Annotated in this window: 13 protein-coding genes and 1 pseudogene; 6 read left to right on the top strand and 8 right to left on the bottom strand. The window is 73.3% G+C overall.

The features are described 5' to 3' along the window. Positions 1 to 27 precede the first annotated feature (27 nt). Positions 28 to 1,257: a lanthionine synthetase LanC family protein gene (locus ACWCQ6_RS16215; RefSeq protein WP_451089612.1), complete on the top strand. Its 1,230-nt coding sequence runs from the start codon at positions 28 to 30 to the stop codon at positions 1,255 to 1,257. Between the two features lie 36 nt (positions 1,258 to 1,293). Here the strand turns inward: ACWCQ6_RS16215 and ACWCQ6_RS16210 are convergent, their stop codons facing one another. Further along, on the bottom strand, positions 1,294 to 2,769 hold the full coding sequence (locus tag ACWCQ6_RS16210) for a PucR family transcriptional regulator (RefSeq protein ID WP_451089610.1): 1,476 nt from the start codon (positions 2,767 to 2,769) through the stop codon (positions 1,294 to 1,296). A 277-nt stretch (positions 2,770 to 3,046) separates the two neighbouring features. Between ACWCQ6_RS16210 and speB the strand changes: the two genes are divergently transcribed. The 3 genes from speB (at position 3,047) to ACWCQ6_RS16195 (ending at position 9,521) form a co-directional block, all read left to right on the top strand. Then, on the top strand, positions 3,047 to 4,015 hold the full coding sequence (speB, locus tag ACWCQ6_RS16205; protein WP_451089608.1) for an agmatinase: 969 nt from the start codon (positions 3,047 to 3,049) through the stop codon (positions 4,013 to 4,015). Positions 4,016 to 4,600: 585 nt separating this feature from the next. Continuing rightward, the gene (locus tag ACWCQ6_RS16200) at positions 4,601 to 5,572 is read left to right on the top strand and encodes a serine hydrolase (RefSeq protein ID WP_451089606.1); all 972 of its coding nucleotides are present in this window, start codon (positions 4,601 to 4,603) and stop codon (positions 5,570 to 5,572) included. A gap of 145 nt (positions 5,573 to 5,717) precedes the next feature. Beyond that, positions 5,718 to 9,521, top strand: coding sequence for an ABC transporter ATP-binding protein (locus ACWCQ6_RS16195; RefSeq protein WP_451089604.1), 3,804 nt, complete (start codon positions 5,718 to 5,720; stop codon positions 9,519 to 9,521). A gap of 21 nt (positions 9,522 to 9,542) precedes the next feature. On the opposite strand, the gene ACWCQ6_RS16190 is transcribed toward ACWCQ6_RS16195, so the two are convergent. After that, a complete protein-coding gene (locus ACWCQ6_RS16190; protein WP_451089602.1) occupies positions 9,543 to 10,049 on the bottom strand; it encodes a hypothetical protein in 507 nt (168 codons plus the stop codon). Between the two features lie 264 nt (positions 10,050 to 10,313). Here ACWCQ6_RS16190 and ACWCQ6_RS16185 point away from each other — a divergent pair, with 264 nt between their 5' ends. After that, entirely contained in the window at positions 10,314 to 10,685 is a 372-nt protein-coding gene (locus ACWCQ6_RS16185) for a hypothetical protein (protein ID WP_451089600.1), read from the top strand. Positions 10,686 to 10,791: 106 nt separating this feature from the next. Here ACWCQ6_RS16185 and ACWCQ6_RS16180 read toward each other — a convergent pair whose 3' ends face one another. After that, positions 10,792 to 12,645 carry a glycoside hydrolase family 3 protein gene (locus ACWCQ6_RS16180; RefSeq protein WP_451089598.1) on the bottom strand — a complete coding sequence of 618 codons (1,854 nt, stop codon included), beginning with the start codon at positions 12,643 to 12,645 and terminating at the stop codon, positions 10,792 to 10,794. 192 nt (positions 12,646 to 12,837) lie between these two features. Next, a complete protein-coding gene (locus tag ACWCQ6_RS16175) occupies positions 12,838 to 13,752 on the bottom strand; it encodes a LysR family transcriptional regulator (RefSeq protein ID WP_451089734.1) in 915 nt (304 codons plus the stop codon). Between the two features lie 104 nt (positions 13,753 to 13,856). On the opposite strand from ACWCQ6_RS16175, the gene ACWCQ6_RS16170 reads away from it, so the two are divergent. Continuing rightward, a complete protein-coding gene (locus tag ACWCQ6_RS16170; RefSeq protein ID WP_451089596.1) occupies positions 13,857 to 14,774 on the top strand; it encodes an EamA family transporter in 918 nt (305 codons plus the stop codon). Positions 14,775 to 14,807: 33 nt separating this feature from the next. Here the strand turns inward: ACWCQ6_RS16170 and ACWCQ6_RS16165 are convergent, their stop codons facing one another. From ACWCQ6_RS16165 to ACWCQ6_RS16150, 4 genes and pseudogenes are all read right to left on the bottom strand, one after another. Beyond that, on the bottom strand, positions 14,808 to 15,596 hold the full coding sequence (locus ACWCQ6_RS16165; protein ID WP_451089594.1) for a sugar phosphate isomerase/epimerase family protein: 789 nt from the start codon (positions 15,594 to 15,596) through the stop codon (positions 14,808 to 14,810). A gap of 40 nt (positions 15,597 to 15,636) precedes the next feature. Continuing rightward, positions 15,637 to 16,239: a GAF domain-containing protein gene (locus tag ACWCQ6_RS16160; protein ID WP_451089592.1), complete on the bottom strand. Its 603-nt coding sequence runs from the start codon at positions 16,237 to 16,239 to the stop codon at positions 15,637 to 15,639. Beyond that, on the bottom strand, positions 16,223 to 17,107 hold the full coding sequence (locus ACWCQ6_RS16155; RefSeq protein ID WP_451089590.1) for a S8 family peptidase: 885 nt from the start codon (positions 17,105 to 17,107) through the stop codon (positions 16,223 to 16,225). The genes ACWCQ6_RS16160 and ACWCQ6_RS16155 overlap by 17 nt, the downstream gene beginning before the upstream one ends. Positions 17,108 to 17,109: 2 nt before the next feature. Continuing rightward, positions 17,110 to 18,346 (bottom strand): annotated as a pseudogene (locus ACWCQ6_RS16150) (adenylate/guanylate cyclase domain-containing protein); the annotation flags it as partial.

The following is an 18,346-nucleotide window of genomic DNA, read 5'->3' as shown; positions in this document are numbered from 1 at the left end:
CGGGTGGCTCCCCGACGAGGAGACCCGATGCACGCAGACAGCCAGGCTCCGCCGCACCGTGCGGCTCTCGATATCGCCGTCCGACTCCTCGACGACTTCTCCGGAGCGCCGGACGCGATGCCCGACCCCGGCGTTCCGGTCCTGGCCTGTCTGGTCGCGGAGATGTGCGGCCCGCAGTCGAAGACGCCCGGCCCGGGGCGGACACCCGACCCCGAGGCGGTGGCGAGCGCCGGACGCGCGGTGGCGGCATGGGCGCGGACCATCGGACGCGGGCCCACCCGTCCCGGCCTGTACGACGGCGGCCTGGCCGGAACCATGATCGGCCTGCGGCTCGGCGCCCGCATCCACGCCCCACTGCACCGCGCCGCCGACCGGCTGCGCGACCACCTGCTGGACAGGGCGCGGGTGCGCCCCTGGCGGACCGCGGACGTCGGTCTGCCCGACTACGACCTCATCTGCGGGCCGTCCGGCGTGCTGCTGGCGCTCTGTGTCGGGACGCCGCAGCCGAAGCGTGGCCAACTCATGCCCTTCACCGCCCACTTGGCGGAGCTGTGCGACAGCGGTGACCTGCGCCGTCTGCGTGTCGGCCAGTACTCCGGCCATCCGCATCTCGGGTGGCTGCAGGGCCGGGTGAACACCGGAATGGGCCACGGCGTGGCCGGGCTCGTCGCCGGGCTCACCGCCGCGGTCCGCCGCGTCGGTCCGGAGCCGGAGCTGTCGCACGCCCTGCGCGGCGCCACCCGCTGGCTGGTGCGGCAGTCCTTCGACGACGCCCGGTCCATCCGGAGCTGGGACGGCGCCGGGCTCGACGCCCCGCCCGCCGCCGGGGCGCGGGCCCGCCAGGCGTGGTGCTACGGCAACCCGGGCGTCACCTGGGCGCTGTGGGACGCGGCCGATGCCCTGAGCGACCGGTCGACGGCCGACTGGGCGGCGACCGCGTTCACCACCCTCGCGGAGCGGTACGACGAGGAGTTCCACCTCTTCGGCGATCCCCTGACGGACCAGCTCGCGCTGTGCCACGGTGCCGCGGGCGTGCTGGCCGTGGCGGACGCGTTCCACCGGCACGCCCACCTGCCGGCCGCCGCGGTGCTTCGCGACTGTCTGGCCGGACACCTGGGCCGACGGCTTCCCACCACCCTCGCCCCCGGCAAGCCGCACACGTCCTTGCTCAACGGAACCGCGGGCGCGCTCAGCGCCCTGCTCACCGCCACCCACGACACCTCGCGCGACTGGCTGCCCTGTCTCGGCCTGAGATAGGGCCCTGTCCGGACGGGAGGACCGGACGGGCGCCGTTCACCGCTGCCGCAGCGCGAACCACAGCTCCGTCCGTACGTCCATGTCGTCCAGGTCCGCCTCCAGCAGGGCCGCGCAGCGGGCGATGCGCTGGCGGACCGTGTTGCGGTGGATCCGCAGGGCCGCGGCCGTGCGGTCCCAGTTGCCGTGCAGGCTCAGCCAGCAGCGCAGGGTCTCGGCCAGCGGCTCGGTGAGCGGGGCGAGCAGGGCGCGGGCGTGCGCCTCGGCGCGGTCGGCGGGGACCAGGGCGGCCAGACCGGCCGCGGCGTCGGTGAGGTGGTGGGCCAGCGGGGTGCGGGTGGCGACGGCGCGGCCCAGCGCGCGGGAGGCCTGGCCGTCGGCGAGGTCGAGTGCGGTGATGGGCGCGGGGGAGGACGCGCCGAGGGTCCAGCCCGGCTGCGGGGTGATCCGGTCGGTGCCGGGGATCAGTACCCGTACGGCATCGCCGCCCCGGCCCGCGTCGACCAGGGCCGAACCGAGGGCGGCGCCCAGCGCCCCGGTGGTGAGCGGGTCGACCGGGCCGTTGCCACTGCGGCGCGCGTGCACCACCGTCCACAGCTCGGCGCCGCCGAGCAGCGGCGCGATGTCCTGCGGGTCCGCGCCCAGCAGCATCCGCACCAGGGCCGCGGACCGGCCGGCGGCGTCGGCTCCCTGGTGCGGGGCGGCCAGCAGGGAGAGCAGCACGACCGCGACCCCGGCGATGGTGTGGTCGCCGGCCTCGCGCCGGTCCGCCGCCAGCGCCAGGACGAGCCCCTGCCCGCCGCCCAGCGCGTACGCGGACAGACGGGTGTTCCGCAGCGTGTCGGTGGCGGACATCGGGCCGGGGCGCGTCCCGGCGGTGACCACCCGGGTGAGCCTGGCCAGCGCCGCCGCGACATCGGGGGCGGGGCGGCGGCCCGAGGCGTGCAGCTCCTCGCCGTCGGCGGCGAGCAGTGCCGCCCGGCCCTCCAGCTGAGCCGCCAGCTGGTGCAGCACCGCCGGGACCGGGTCCGGCCGGGCCGCCGCCGTGGCCAGGGCCTGCTGGGCGCGCGTCACCCGCCGCAGCTCGCGGTGCCGGGCCTCGGCCATCAGCCGCCACACCGCACGGGCGATCGCCGTGAACGGGGTCTCGGGCGGCACCTCCAGCAGCGGCAGACCGTGCCGGTCGCACGCCTCGATCAGCTCCTGCGGCACCGTGTCGAACACCGGCGTCACCCCGAAACCGAGCGCCGCCGCCCCCGCCTCCACCAGCCGGGCCACGAATGCGTCCGGGTCCTTCAGCAGCACCCCGGCGCTCAGCAGCAGCTCACCGCCGAGCAGATACGGGTACGGGTCGGCCATCTCCGAGGCGTGCACCCACAGCAGATCCGCATCGGCCGGACCCGCGATCCGGTGCAGCCCGAGCTCCTCGTGGGCGAGCAGTTCGCGGAGCGGGATCGGGGGAGTGGGCGGCGGGGTCGGCCCACCTGTGGCTTCCGACATGGACGATCCATCCATCAGGGAATTCGATTATGGATGAAACGTACTCTTCAGTGCCGCCTGCGAGCCACCTACCGTCTTCTTCGCATGAGACATGTGCACCTGTGACCGAAACGGAGGAAGCCCATGGCTGTCGACTACGCGGTGATCATCGCCTGTCCGGTCGGCGTGCTCGCCATGGGCCGGGCGCGGAGGCCGGGGAGCCGCTGAACGAACCGGTCACCGCACGGGGCCCTTTCGCACCCCCGCACACCACACCGAACAACGTACGAAACCCGAAGGAAAGGCACTTCGCATGAGCAGCAACGAAACGCCGCGCGGTCCCGTCGACTCCTCCCGCGTCCCGCGGTACGCCGGACCCGCGACCTTCGCCCGGCTGCCCCGTCTCGACGAGGTCCCCGCCGCCGATGTCGCCGTCGTCGGCGTGCCCTTCGACACCGGTGTCTCCTACCGCCCCGGCGCCCGCTTCGGCGGCAACGCGATCCGCGAGGCCTCGCGCCTGCTGCGCCCGTACAACCCGGCGCAGGACGCCTCGCCGTTCGCACTCGCCCAGGTCGCCGATGCCGGTGACATCGCCGCGAACCCGTTCAACATCAACGAGGCCGTCGAGACGATCGAGGCCGCGGCCGACGACCTGCTCGCCACCGGCGCCCGCCTGATGACGCTCGGCGGCGACCACACCATCGCGCTGCCGCTGCTGCGCTCCGTCGCCAAGAAGCACGGCCCGGTCGCCCTGCTCCACTTCGACGCGCACCTCGACACCTGGGACACCTACTTCGGCGCCGAGTACACCCACGGCACCCCGTTCCGCCGCGCCGTCGAGGAGGGCATCCTCGACACCTCCGCGCTCTCCCACGTCGGCACCCGCGGCCCGCTCTACGGCAAGCAGGACCTGGACGACGACGCGAAGATGGGCTTCGGCATCGTCACCTCCGCCGACGTCATGCGGCGCGGCGTCGACGAGGTCGCCGACCAGCTGCGCCAGCGCATCGGCGACCGGCCGCTCTACATCTCCATCGACATCGACGTCCTGGACCCGGCCCACGCCCCCGGCACCGGCACCCCCGAGGCCGGCGGTCTGACCTCCCGCGAGCTCCTCGAAATCGTCCGCGGCCTGTCCTCCTGCAACCTTGTCTCCGCCGACCTGGTCGAGGTCGCCCCCGCGTACGACCACGCCGAGATCACCTCCGTCGCCGCCTCCCACACGGCGTACGAGCTGACGACGGTCATGTCCCGTCAGATCGCAGAGACCCGTACGAAGTGAGCCACGACCACCACGACGAGCGGCCGCGGCTCACCCCCGGGACGCTCACCTTCGGCCTGGCGAGGTCCTTCGCCCGGCCGGGCCCTTCGGTGGTCGTGCTCCCGGCCTGCTGAGGATGTTCGAGCCGACGCAACTGCAGGAGGCGGCCCGCCCGCTGCCCGCCCGCGCACCCGGACCCGGATGCGCGGGCGGGCCCGTTCGTGCCGCCGGTGGGCCGTGATCCGGATGCGTGGGCGGGTCCGTTCGTGCCGCCGGTGGGCCGTGATCCGGATGCGTGGGCGGGTCCGTTCGTGCCGCCGGTGGGCCGTGAGCCACGGACAGCCGGAACCCGCGCCCCCGCCCAACAGGTCGTCAACGTCACGGCTGCCCGTCCCCCGACCGCTCCAGGCCGGCTGAATCACGCACCCACGGCACGTACTCCGGGGCCCGCCCCGGCGTCGGGGCGGAGCGTCGGCGGTGCCCCTCGTCACAACCCCGTCACATGACCCGTGCCTCGTACAACTCTTCGTACGCCAGGGAGTCATTCCTTGCGGGCGTGCAGGGGGCGCGCCCGCACAGATGACTGCAGGGGACGGGGAAAGCCGCATGTCTGGATCCCACATATCGCGCCGTGCGCGCGGCGCGCTGTCCGTCGCGCTCGCCGCGGGCGTGCTCGCACCGGTGGCGCTCGGCGCCGCGCCCGCCGCGTCGGCGGCGACGCCGACGGTGAGCTGCACGTCCGGGAAGGCGGGGCTCGCCGCCAAGCTGTCGAAGGACATCGCCGCCGCGCTCAAGGGCCGCAAGTCGACGACGGCCGTGGCGCTCTACGACCGCACGACCAGGACCAACTGCTCCCTGCGGGCGACCAGCACATACGACTCCGCCAGCATCGTGAAGGCGACCGTGCTGGCGACGCTGCTCTGGGACAACAAGAAGCACAACCGCTATCTCACCCAGCGCGAGATCAACCTCGCCACCGCCATGATCACCAAGTCCGACAACAACGCGACCACCAGCCTGTGGAAGCAGCTCGGGGTGACCAAGGTCAAGGCGTTCCTCAAGGCCGCCGGGATGACGCACACCGTGCCCGGCTCCGGTGGCTACTGGGGGCTGACCCGGATCACCGCCCAGGACGAGCTGCGGCTGCTGACCCTGCTGACCGCCAAGAACTCCGTGCTGAGCGACAACTCGCGCTCCTACGAGCTGGGGCTGATGAAGAAGGTCGTCTCCTCGCAGCGCTGGGGCACACCCGCGGGAGCCCCGTCCGGGGTGACCGTCCAGGTCAAGAACGGCTGGCTGCCGCGCGCCACCCACGGCTGGCGGGTGCACAGCATCGGCGCCTTCACAGGCAAGGGGCACGACTACGGGATCACCGTGCTCACGCAGGACAACAAGACGATGAACGATGGCATCAACACCATCCAGGCCGTCGCCCGCGCCGTGCACAAGGACCTCAACCCGGCCGTCGCCGCGAAGACGACCGCCACCATCGCCCCGCCCGCCGCCCCGCAGGAAGCGGTGCCCGCGGTACCGGAGGCCCCGGCGGTACGCATGCTCACCGCGACACCGCGGCCGTAGCCGGGCAGCGGACGGCGTACCCAGGTCGTAGGCAGGGCGTCGCACCGGCCTACGACCGCGGGCCCGTTTTTTGTGACCGCGGGATGAAATCTGCTGCCCACCGCGTTGGTGCATTCCGGTAGAGCAGGTCTGACGGGAGGCACCGGTGGCGGACGCAGGGGACGTACAGAGCGCGACACAGGCCCCGGGATGGGCCCGGCGGCTCTGCGGCTACGCATGGCGCTACCGGCGCAACGTGCTGCTGGCGCTCGGCTCGTCGCTCGCGGGCATGGCGGTGATGGCCCTCGTCCCGCTGATCACCAAGGTGATCATCGATGACGTCGTCGTCGGCCACACGCGGTCCCTCGCCGTCTGGACCGGGCTTCTCATGGCCGCCGCCGTGCTGGTGTACGTGGCCACGTACATCCGCCGGTACTACGGCGGCCGGCTCGCCCTCGACGTGCAGCACGATCTCCGTACCGAGATGTACGGAACGATCACCCGCCTCGACGGCAAGCGGCAGGACGAGCTGTCCACCGGCCAGGTCGTCGGGCGCGCCACCAGCGACCTTCAGCTCATCCAGGGACTCCTGTTCATGCTCCCGATGACGATCGGGAACGTACTGCTCTTCATCATCTCCCTGGTGATCATGGCGTGGCTCTCGCCACTGCTCACCCTGGTCGCGATAGCCGTGGCCCCCGCCCTCTGGTTCATCGCCCGCCGCTCCCGCGCCCGGCTCTTCCCCGCCACCTGGTACGCCCAGGGGCAGGCCGCCGCCGTCGCCGGAGTCGTCGACGGGGCCGTCTCCGGGGTCCGGGTCGTCAAGGGGTTCGGGCAGGAGGAGCAGGAGACCGGCAAGCTGCGCGAGGTCGGGCGGAAGCTGTTCGCCGGGCGGCTGCGGACCATCCGGCTGAACTCCCTCTACACCCCCGCCCTCCAGGCCGTCCCCGCGCTCGGCCAGGTCGCGATGCTGGCCCTCGGCGGCTGGCTCGCCACCCGGGGCGAGATTACCCTCGGCACCTTCGTCGCGTTCTCCACCTACCTCGCCCAGCTCGTCGGCCCGGTCCGGATGCTCGCCATGGTCCTCACCGTCGGACAGCAGGCCAGGGCCGGCGTCGAGCGCGTACTGGAACTCATCGACACCGAGCCGACCATGAAGGACGGCACCAAGGAACTCCCGGCCGACGCCCCCGCGAGCGTCGAGTTCGACGACGTACGGTTCGGCTACGCTCCGTCGCGCCCCGCCTCCGCCGGTGACGAGGACCTGGCAGGCGGAGCCCCGGAGCGCCCCGTCCTCGACGGGTTCTCGCTGACCATCGAGCCCGGCGAGACCGTCGCCCTCGTCGGCGCGTCCGGCAGCGGGAAGTCCACCGTCTCGCTGCTGCTGCCCCGCTTCTACGACGTGACGCACGGCGCCGTCCTGGTCGGCGGCCACGACGTCCGCGAGCTGACCCACGAGTCCCTGCGCGCCGCCATCGGGCTCGTACCGGAGGACAGCTTCCTGTTCTCCGACACCGTCCGCGCCAACATCGCCTACGGCTTCCCCGACGCCACCCAGGAACAGATCGAGGAGGCCGCCCGCGCCGCCCAGGCCGACCGGTTCATCGCGGACCTGCCCGAGGGCTACGACACCAAGGTCGGCGAGCACGGCCTCACCCTCTCCGGCGGCCAGCGCCAGCGCGTCGCGCTCGCCCGCGCCATCCTCACCGACCCCAGGCTGCTCCTGCTCGACGACGCCACCTCCGCCGTCGACGCCCGCGTCGAGCACGAGATCCACGAGGCGCTGCGCCAGGTGATGGCCGGGCGGACCACCCTGCTGATCGCCCACCGCCGCTCCACCCTCGGCCTCGCCGACCGGATCGCCGTCCTGGAGAACGGCCGGCTCGCCGACATCGGCACCCACGAGGAGCTGGAGCGCCGCTCCCCGCTCTACCGGCGGCTGCTCACCGACCCGGACGAGCTGGGTGGCACCTCGCCCGGACACCACCGGCTCACCCCCGCCGCCGGCACGACCCCCGAGGACGAGCGCGCGCTCCAGGAGGAGCTGGACGCCGAGTTCGACGCCGAGCGCGGCATCAGCCCCCACCTGTGGGTCCGCAAGGAGGAGCCGCGCGACACCGGGGCGGCCGGCATGCCCGCCACCCCCGAACTGCTCGCCCAGGTCGAGGCGCTGCCACCCGCCACCGACACCCCCGGCATCGACGAGGCGCGGGCCGTTTGCGCCGAGGACTCCTACGGGCTGCGCAGGCTGCTGCGCGGCTTCGGACTGCCGCTGCTGGTGAGCCTGGTACTGGTCGCGATCGACGCGGGCGCCGGTCTGCTGCTGCCGGTCCTGATCCGGCACGGCATCGACCAGGGTGTCTCGCAGCTGGCGCTCGGCGCCGTCTGGGCGGCCTCCGCGCTGGCCCTCGTGGTCGTCCTCGTGCAGTGGGCCGCCCAGATCGGTGAGACCCGGATGACGGGCCGCACCGGCGAACGGGTGCTGTACTCACTGCGGCTGAAGATCTTCGCGCAGCTCCAGCGGCTCGGGCTGGACTACTACGAGCGCGAGCTGACCGGCCGGATCATGACCCGGATGACGACGGACGTGGACGCGCTGTCGACGTTCCTGCAGACCGGACTGGTCACGGCTTTCGTCTCCGTCGTCACCTTCTTCGGCATCATGGTCGCGCTGCTGGTCCTCGACGTGCAGCTGGCCCTCGTCGTCTTCGCGACGCTGCCGGTGCTGGTCATCGCTACGTTCTTCTTCCGCCGCAGGAGCGTGAAGGCGTACGAGCTGGCCCGCGAACGCATCAGCGTGGTCAACGCCGACCTCCAGGAGTCCGTCTCCGGGCTGCGGATCGTGCAGGCCTTCCGCCGCGAGGCCGACGGCGCCGCCCGGTTCGCGGAGCGCAGCGACCACTACCGCGAGGCCAGGGTCCGCGGCCAGTGGCTGATATCGGTCTACTTCCCGTTCGTGCAGCTGCTGTCCTCGGTGGCTGCGGCGGCCGTCCTGATCGTCGGCGCGGGCCGGGTCGACAACGGCACGCTCACCACCGGTGCGCTGGTCGCCTACCTCCTCTACATCGACCTGTTCTTCGCCCCGGTGCAGCAGCTCTCCCAGGTCTTCGACGGCTACCAGCAGGCCACCGTCTCCCTCGGCCGCATCCAGGAACTGCTGCGCGAGCCGACCTCCACCGACGCCGCGGACGAACCGCTGGACGTGCGGTCGCTGCGCGGTGAGATCGCCTTCGAGGACGTGTCCTTCGCGTACGGCTCCGGCGACGACGCCGAGGAGGCCCTCGTCGGCGTCGACCTGCGGATACCGGCCGGCCAGACGGTCGCGTTCGTCGGCGAGACCGGCGCGGGGAAGTCCACCCTCGTCAAGCTCGTCGCCCGGTTCTACGACCCGACGAGCGGCCGGGTCACGGCGGACGGCACCGATCTGCGCCGCCTCGACCTGACCGCGTACCGGCACCGGCTCGGAGTCGTGCCGCAGGAGGCGTACCTCTTCGCGGGCACGGTCCGCGACGCCATCGCCTACGGGCGGCCCGAGGCCACCGACGCCGAGGTGGAGGCGGCGGCGCGGGCGGTCGGCGCCCACGACATGATCGCCACGCTGGACGGCGGCTATCTGCACGAGGTCGCCGAGCGGGGCCGCAACCTCTCGGCCGGTCAGCGCCAGCTGATCGCGCTGGCCCGTGCCGAACTCGTCGACCCGGACGTCCTGTTGCTCGACGAGGCGACCGCCTCCCTGGACCTGGCCTCCGAGGCCCTGGTCAACCAGGCGACCGACCGGCTCACCGGCCGCCGCACCACCCTGGTCGTCGCCCACCGGCTGACCACGGCCGCCCGTGCCGACCGGGTCGTGGTGATGGACCACGGCCGGGTCGTCGAGGACGGCACGCACGACGAACTCCTGGCCAGGGACGGGCATTACGCCGTGCTGTGGCGCACCTTCATCGGGGAGGACGAGCCCGCCGGGGTGTGAGCGGCGGGCCCGCCCGCCGGGTCACTGGCCGATGCCGGAGATCTTCCCGGTCCCCAGGTCCGAACGCACGGTCAGGTACGAGTACGTGGGGTGCTCGCCGCCGCTCCAGGTGAGCCGCACCGTCGACCAGGTGTGGCCGGCGCCGCTGTCGCCCGGGGTGACCCGGAAGGCGAGCGGGGTGTTCTGGGCGCGGAGCACCCCGTCCGTGTGGTTGCGCTGCTCCCAGGCGTTCAGCTCGAAGCGCAGCTGAGGGGTCAGATAGAAGGTCCTCAGGGCGGCGGCGAACCGGCCGCCGTCCTCGGCGGAGACGGCATCGATGTAGGCGCCGTAGAAGTGGGCGACCTGCTGGTAGGCGGGGGTGCCGAGGTCACTGCGTACCGACGCCGCGGCCGCCGGGGGCCGCGGTGCCTGCGGGGCCGCGGCGATGGCCGGGACCGCGGCGACGGCGGTGAGGAGAGCGGAGGCGAGCAGCGTCCGGCCGATGAGGCGTCGGCTGCGGGGGTCCTGTGCGGTGCGGAGTTGAAGCATGACAGTTCCTGCCTTTCGTGTGGCTCTGTCCGGTTGCAGTCATGCTGTGGCGATTCGGTTGTGCCGGGGGTGGAGCGCGCCGAATGCAACCTTCGGATGGCCTCCTGCGTCGTACGCATGTATGCGTATGCGCCGAGCAGGGGTGCAAGCGTTCGACTGGTGATGGGGTTGCTGGTGATCAGAGGGACGAGAAAGTCCGGAAAGGTCGAAATGCCTGACGAGGGTGGCGGCAGAGGGGGGAGTGGAAGCGGGAGCGGCCGCCGGATGCTGATGTGCTCGCTGGTCCTGCCGCTGGTGGCCGCCCTCGGCCTGGTGCTCGGCGGTCCCGCGGTCGGCAGCGCCGACGCCGCCGCGGTCTGCGCCGGGCGCCCCGCGAAGACGGTCCCGTTCAAGACCGGCGAGCTGCGTGTCTACAAGAGCCGTTCCTACGCCTGCGCGTTGGCGGTCGCCAAGAAGCCGGGCCCGCGCCGGCAGATGTCCGTGACGATCCAGGCACGCGGCGGCAGCCCCGTCGTCGACAGCGGCAAATACACCAAGCAGGCCGGCCCGGTGACGGTCCATGCGCTCAACCGGTGCGTCAGGGCCTCGGCCAGCATCTCGGGGAAGTCGGGCTCCACGGGCTGGATTCTCTGCTGACCTGCTGACCTGCTGACCTGCTGGCCTGCGGGCCTGGGCACGCGGTCCCGCGAGCAGGGGGAGGGGCCGTGCGCGCGGCGCACGGCCCCTCCGTCCGTGGTTCCGGCTAGTACGTCAGCCCGTAGCCGACCGGGTGCAGCACCCGGGCCGGATCGTCCGCGCGCTGCACCGGGACCGGCAGGGTGCCCCGCGGCTCGGCGCGGCCCGCGATCACCCGGGCGGCGGCCCGCAGCTCGACATCGGTCCAGGAGTACGTGGCCAGGTTCGCCGCGAACCCGGTCCCGGCCAGCTGGGCGATGTCGTACGGATTGCGGATCGCCACCGTGATCACCGGGATGCCGGTGGCCGCCAGCGCGCTCACCAGGGTGCGCTGCGAGCTGGTCGCCGAGACGTTGTACGTCGCCACGACCACCGCGTCCTTGCCCTGCGCGGCCGCCACCGCCTCGTCGATCTTCGCCTTGGCGGGGGCGGTGCCGGTGGACAACGCGGTCGCCGCGTATCCCAGTTCGCCGAAGGCGGTGGCCAGGGTGGTGGTCGGCGGTCCCGTGGTGCCGGACGGGGAGGCCGGGTCGGCGCCGACCACCAGCAGGTTCTTGTGGGAGCGGCGGGAGAGCGGCAGCACCGCGCCCTCGTTGGCGAGCAGGGTGGTGGTGCGCTCGGCGATCCGGTCGGCGGCGGCGAGATGCGCCTGGGTGCCGACGGTGCGGTCCACCCCCGAGTGGCTGACGAACGGGTCGTCGAACAGCCCGAGCTTCGCCTTCAGCCGCAGGATGCGCAGGATCGATTCGTCGAGCCGGGCCTCGGTGAGTTCACCGTTCTTCACGGCCTCCAGGACGGCGTTCCAGGAGACGTCCAGGCTCGGCGGGTTGAGCAGCTGGTCGACGCCGGCCTTGAGGGCGAGGACCGGCACGCGGTCGTCGCCGTACTTCGTCCGCACCCCCTCCATGCCGAGCGAGTCGGTCACCACGACACCGTCGTAGCCGAGCTCCTCGCGCAGGATGCCGGTGAGGATCGGATGGGACAGCGTCGCCGGATCCTCCGCGGGGTCCAGCGCCGGGACCACGATGTGCGCGGTCATGATCGAGTCGATGCCCGCGGCGATCGCGGCCCGGAACGGCGGCTCGTCCAGCTCGGCCCACTGCTCCCGGGTGTGGTTGATGACGGGCAGGCCGGTGTGGCTGTCGGTGCTGGTGTCGCCGTGGCCCGGGAAGTGCTTGGCCGTCGAGGCGATTCCGCTGCTCTGATACCCCTTCACCTGCGCGGCGACCATGCCGGCCACGGACTGCGGGTCGGAGCCGAAGGACCGTACGCCGATCACCGGGTTGGCCGGGTTGACGTTGACGTCGGCGTCCGGGGCGTAGTTCTGGTTGATACCGAGCGCGGCCAGTTCGGCGCCCGCGATCTGCCCGGCCCGGCGGGCGTCGGAGCGCGAGCCGCCCGCGCCCAGCGCCATCGCGCCCGGCATCAGGGTGGCGGGCTCGCCGACCCGGCAGACGATGCCGTGCTCCTGGTCGGTGGAGACGAGGAGCGGCAGCGGGGTGGGGCCGGCGAGACCGGCGCGCTGGATGCCGTTGGAGAGATCGGCGATCTGGTGCGGGTCGCGGGTGTTGTGCGCCCAGGCGAAGTAGATGATCCCGCCGACGTGGTACTTGCCGATCATCTCGGCGGCCGTGCGGACCCCGATCTCGGCCAGGTTGGCGTCGATGTCGGCCTGGTCGGGGTCGGTGGCGGAGTGCCCGTACACCCGCATCACGAAGAGCTGCCCGACCTTCTCCTCCAGGGTCATCTTGGAGATGATCCGCTTGAGGCGCTTGGTGGTGGCGGCTGAGTTGTACTGTCCGCTGCTCGCGGACCGCTGGGCGGCGACCGCGCCGGGCGCGAGGCCCGCGCCCGTGACAGCGGCGACTGCCGTCGCGGCGGTGGCGGTGAGGAGGGTGCGTCTGGAGGTGCGGTGGTGCACGTGAGCTCCTTCGGCCGTACTCGGGGACGAGGGGGTGAAAGAAACTGCCAAGGAGCACGGATATCCAGAAAATAACTTCCGGTCAAGGGTCTGGACCGTTTTGAGTACGCCCGGCGTGGCAGGTCCCCGCCCCAGCCCCGCCTCGGCCCCACCTCGCCTCCGCCCCGGCCCCGCCCCCGCCCCGGCCCCGCCTCAGTCCTGCCCCAGCCCCACCGCGGCGCCGTGCGCCCGCAGCGCGGAGACCGCCGCCGTGATCGCGGGCCGCCGGGCCGCCTCCGTACGCCACAGCGCGTACAGCCGTCGCACCGGTACGGGATCGAGCGGCACCGCCACCACCCCCGGCGGCAGTTGCCCCCGCCCCAGGCGCGGGATCATCGCGACCCCGAGGCCGGCGGCCAGCAGCGCCAGCTGGGTGTGGTTCTCCTCCGCCCGGTGCCGGATGTCCGGCTCGTGGCCCGCCGCCCGCAACGTCCGTACCAGCCAGTCGTGGCAGACCGTCCCCTGCGGCTGGCAGATCCACCGCTCGCCCGCCAGCTCCTCGCGCCGCACCGCCTCCCGCCCGGCCAGGCGATGCCCCTCGGGCACCAGCAGATCGCAGCGGTCGTCACCGATCACCGCCTGCGCCACGCCCTCGGGGGCGGGCAGCGGGGCGATGTCCCAGTCGTGCGCGACCGCCAGATCGATCACGCCCTTGGCCACCAGGTCGACCGAGAGATGCGGATCGACCTCGGTCATCCGGACGTCCAGGGCCGGGTGGTCCCGGTCCAGCTCCGCCAGCACACCGGGCAGCAGCCCGCGCGCCGCGGAGGCGAACGCGCCGATCGACAGCCGCCCGGTCGGCAGCCCCCTGCGCTCCTCCAGCGAGGTCTCCGCGCGCTCCACGATCGCCAGCAACTGCTGGGCCGTCGACGCCAGATGGAGCGCCTCCTCGGTCAGCGCGACACCGCGCCCGCGCCGTTCGAGCAGCGTCGTACGGGTCTCCCGCTCCAGCTTGGTGATCTGCTGCGAGACCGCCGACGGGGTGTAGCCGAGCGCGGCGGCGGCCCCCGCGACCGAGCCGTGGACAGAGACGGCGTGCAGGGCGCGCAGCCGGGCCAGATCGAGCACCGGACCTCCTGTGCCATTCATGGGCGATTCATTAGCGACGCTCAATTCCACCATGAAGAAATCGGCGCTGGTGCTACATGGTCGGCGCGGGTGATCCTCGGTGCATGCGTCCCCTCCACATCGCCCTGGCCGCCCTGGTGGCCGCCGTCTGGGGTGTCAATTTCGTCGTCATCGAGGTCGGCCTCGGGCACTTCCCGCCGCTGCTCTTCTCCGCCCTGCGCTTCCTGGCCGCCGCCCTGCCCGCGGTCTTCTTCGTCGGCCGGCCCAAGGTCGCGTGGAAGTGGATCGTGGGCGTCGGGCTGGTCCTCGGGGTGGCGAAGTTCGGGCTGCTCTTCATCGGCATGGACCGCGGCATGCCCGCCGGCCTCTCGTCCCTCGTGCTCCAGGTCCAGGCAGTCTTCACGGCCCTCTTCGCCGCCATCGCCCTCGGCGAACGCCCGGGAAGGGTGCGGGTGTCGGGGATGGGGGTGGCCCTCGCGGGCATCGGGGTCGCGGCGGTCGACGAGGGCGCGGGCGGACCCGTGCTCGCCTTCGTCCTGGTGATCGCGGCGGCGGCCTGCTGGGGCGTGTCCAACGTACTGACCCGCAAGGCGGCCCCGCCGGACTCGCTCAACTTCATGGTGTGGGTCTCGACCGTGCCCGTCCTCCCGCTGCTCGGCCTCTCCCTCCTCTTCGAGGGCTGGGACCGCGACAAGGAGGCGCTGGCCGCGCTGGACTGGAGCGGCGCCGGGATCATCGTCTACGTCGCCTGGATCACCACCGTCTTCGGCTTCGGCGCCTGGGGCTTCCTGCTGCGCCACCACCCGGCCTCCTCGGTGGCCCCGTTCACCCTGCTCGTCCCGGTCTTCGGGATGTCCTCGGCCGCGCTCCTGCTCGGGGAGCCGGTGAGCCCGCTGCGGTGGTGCGCGGCGGCGCTGCTGGTCGGCGGGGTGGCCCTCACCTCACTGGCGGGGACGCGCCGCCCGCGCACCCCGACGCCGAAGGCCCCGGAGCGGGAGGCGGAGCCGGCGCGGGCCGCCTGAACCAGCCGCGTGCCGCCCCGGCCCGTGCGCCGCCTACTGCTCGGGCGTGCCCAGCCGCAACAGATGCTCCCGCCCGGCGTCCAGCAGGCCCGGCAGCTCCGCCGCCCCCGGGTGCCAGCGCTTCTCGTACTCCCAGCAGACCCAGCTGTCCGGGTCCAGCGTGTCCAGGCAGGCCCCCAGCGGCAGCACCCCGGCCCCCAGCGCCAACGGCTCGATGTCCTGCGCCGACGCGATGTCCTTCACCTGTACGTAGCCCAGGTGCGGGGCCAGCACCGCATGGCTCGCGGCCGGCTCCTCGCCCGCCAGCCAGGTGTGCATGATGTCCCACAGCGCGCCGATCTGCCCGTGCCCGACCGTCCCGACGACCCGGGCCACATCGACACCGGCCCGGTGCGAGTCATGGGTCTCCAGCAGGATGCGTACGCCCTTGTCGGCGGCGTGCGGAGCGGCGGCGGCCAGCCGCCGGGCAGCGGCCGCGTCGGCCACGGCGGGGTCCTGGCTGCCGCCGCCCGGGAAGACCCGGACGTTCTGCGCACCCAGGTCGTGCGCCAGGTCCACCAGCCCGGCGAGCTCCTCCAGCACCGGCGCGTCGTCGCCCTCGGCGGCGGCCCGGACGTACCCGGCGACGGTCAGGATCTCCACGCCGCCCTTCTCGAACTCCTCGACCACGGCGGCCCGTTCGGAAGCGGAGAGGCCCGGGTGCACCGGCTCCTCCGGGTGCGCCCGCAGCTCCACCCCCTGATAGCCGTGGTCGACGGCGAGCCGGACGACATCGGCGATGGGCAGCCCCGGTACTCCGAGGGTCGAGAAGGCGAACTTCACCTGCGTGGTCCTTCCGTCGTCGGCGTCCTGCCCCCGGGGCTCAGCAGGGCTCCCGGAGCAGCTGCTCCAGACTACCCAGCAGCCTCAGCGCGTCCGCCCGCTGACGCGGCCCCAGCCGCTCGAGCCCCTGCGCACCGGCGCCTGACGGGGCGTACGCCGCCACCCGCAATGCCGCGGCGGCCTGCCGGGCGAACATGGCGAGCAGGTCCAGTTCCCGGATGTCCGTGCGGGCGCGCGGGGACGGGTCGAGCACCTCCAGCACACCGAGCACCCGGCCGTCACTGATGAGCGGGGCCGCCATCAGGGCACTGGGCACGAACTCGGTGGACTCGGCGAGCGCACGGTCGAACGAGGAGTCCGTGGTGAGATCGTCCACCACCATCGGCTCACCGGACGTCGCCACCCAGCCCGCGATCCCGCGGCCGGCCGGGAACCGGCGGCCCACCAGGAACTCCTCGCCCTGGCCGGAGACCGCCTGGAAGACCAGCTCGTCCGCCTCCTCGTCCAGCAGGAAGACCGAGCCGGCCGCCGCGCCGAAGATCGCGCGGGCCACGTCGACAATGGACTGGAGGAGCTCGCGCCGGTGCGTGTCCGCCGTCGGCACCGCGCCCGCGGCGGACACTGATTCAGTTCTCGGAGTCATCACAGACCTCTCCTGCCGGGGTCGAAAGCCGCGGACCGAACCGCACGTTGGCCGCGGAGAGATAGAGAGCGTTCTTGAGCTGGAAAGCCGTCATCCTCGGATGGGCCGAGAGCAGACGCGCGCACAGTCCGCTGATGTACGGGGTCGCGAAGCTGTTCCCGGTGGTACGGATCGAGGTGCCGCCCAGCCAGGGCACCGTCACGTTCTGGCCGGGGGCGAAGAACTCCACCGGCGGGTCGGGATTGTAGAGATGCAGCTCCGGGTCCTCCTCCTGGTGGCTGCCCACGGAGATCACCGAGGCGAACCGCCACGGATAGCTCTCCACCGGGGAGTTGTGCGCGGAGGCGACGACGACCGTGCGGTTGAAGTAGGCGTGGTCGGCCAGCGCGTGCAGCTCCTCGGCGAACCGTGCACGGGTGGTGGACAACGACAGGTTCACCACGTCGAACCCCTGCTCCACCGCCCAGCGCAGCCCGGCCAGCAGTATGTCCCCGGTGCCGGAGAACCGCTCGCCCAGCACCCGCACGCTGTGCAGTTCGCACTCCGGGGCGGTCCGCCGGATGATGCCCGCGCAGGCGGTGCCGTGCCCGCAGGAGTCCCCGGTGTCGGTCGGCCGCACCTCGATCTCGCCGGTCTCCGGGTCCTTGACCACCACCCATGAGCCCGCGACCGGGCCGACGCCCGGATGGTCGCGCTCGACGCCCGAGTCCACCACGCAGACCCGCACGCCCCGCCCGGTACCCGGTACGGCTCCGTCCCCGTCCCCGTGCCCGGGGCCCGGGTCCGCGAGGACCGCCACGTCGTCGGGTCCGCGTCCCCGCAGACTCCAGGTCAGTCCCGGCCCCGGTGCCGTGTCCGTGGTCGTCATCCTCAGCTCTTCTCCGTCGTGGCCGCCGCCGGTCCGGCGACGAGCCGTGCGGCCCATCGTTCGCCCGGCAGATGTCCCTTCTCCGCGAACCCCTCCCGGGCCTCCCGCGCCGCCGCCGCCGCGCCCGCCGTGTCGCCCAGCAGCGCCAGCGTCCGCGCCCGGTCCAGCGATGCGGTGGCCCGCACCAGCGGGGAGTCGGTCAGCAGGGAGTCGCGCACGGCACGGTCCGCGTGGCCCAGGGCCGTCTCCGCGTCCCCGGCCCCCGCCGCCAGCCGGGCCCGCAGCCCCGTCAGGTCCACCCGGTCCGCGTGCGGCAACGGCTGCGATTCACCGACCCCTTCGAGCCACGGACCCGCGTCGTCCGGTCGGTCGTCGTCGAGCAGCAGCCGGGCCGCCTCCAGCGCGATGGCCGTGCGCATGGACCGGGCCCCGCCGCGCTTTGCCGCACGGTCCGCCCGGACGAGCAGGTCCAGGGCCGGGCCGGTGTGCCCGAGCAGCGACTCGACCGTCGCCCGGAACACCGGAAGGAAGACCTCCGCCTCCGCGTACCCCAGCTCGTCGGCCAGCCGTTCCGCCTCGGCCAGGCACTCCCCGGCCCGGTCCGCCCGGCCGTGCAGTGCGTGGAGCACGGCCAGCGGACAGTTCAGCGTGGTCCGTACGGCGGGGCGGCCGGCGCCGTGCGCGGCCAGCAGGTCACGGCAGCGGGTCACCGCGACCGGTACCGGCTCCGGGCCGCGCCACAACGAGATCCCGATGGCCCCGAGCGCCGCCGCCCGCTCCGGTTCGGCCTCGGCCCGCACCGCGTGGTCCAGGGCCAGGGTCAGATCCCGGTCGGCCTCCTCGTGCCGGCCCGCCAGCTGCAACCGCTGCGCGAGCCGCAGCCGGGCCCGTGCCTGCCCGACCCAGTCCCCGGCGGACTCGAAGAGCGGCAGCGCCGACCGGGCCGTGGCCGACACGCTCACCGAGGCCGGGTCCAGCACCGCCAGCGCGAGCCGGGCGTGCGCGGCCTCCACCGGCGCGGTCCTGATGGCCAGCACCTGCCGCAGCAGGCGCTCCCCCTCCTCGGAACGGCCGAGCGCGAGGCGCACCTCGCCGAGCCGCCGCAACGTCGGTGCCGCGGCCGGGTCACCGGCCGGGTGCAGGTCCGCGGCACGCTCCAACAGGCCCTGGGCCCAGTGCAGATCGGAACGGGCCAGGGCCTGCGCACCGGCCGCGGCGAGCGCGGCGGCGGCCCGGGCC

The organism is Streptomyces sp. NPDC001880, assembly GCF_053594575.1.
This window is presented reverse-complemented; position numbering and strand designations above follow the sequence as displayed.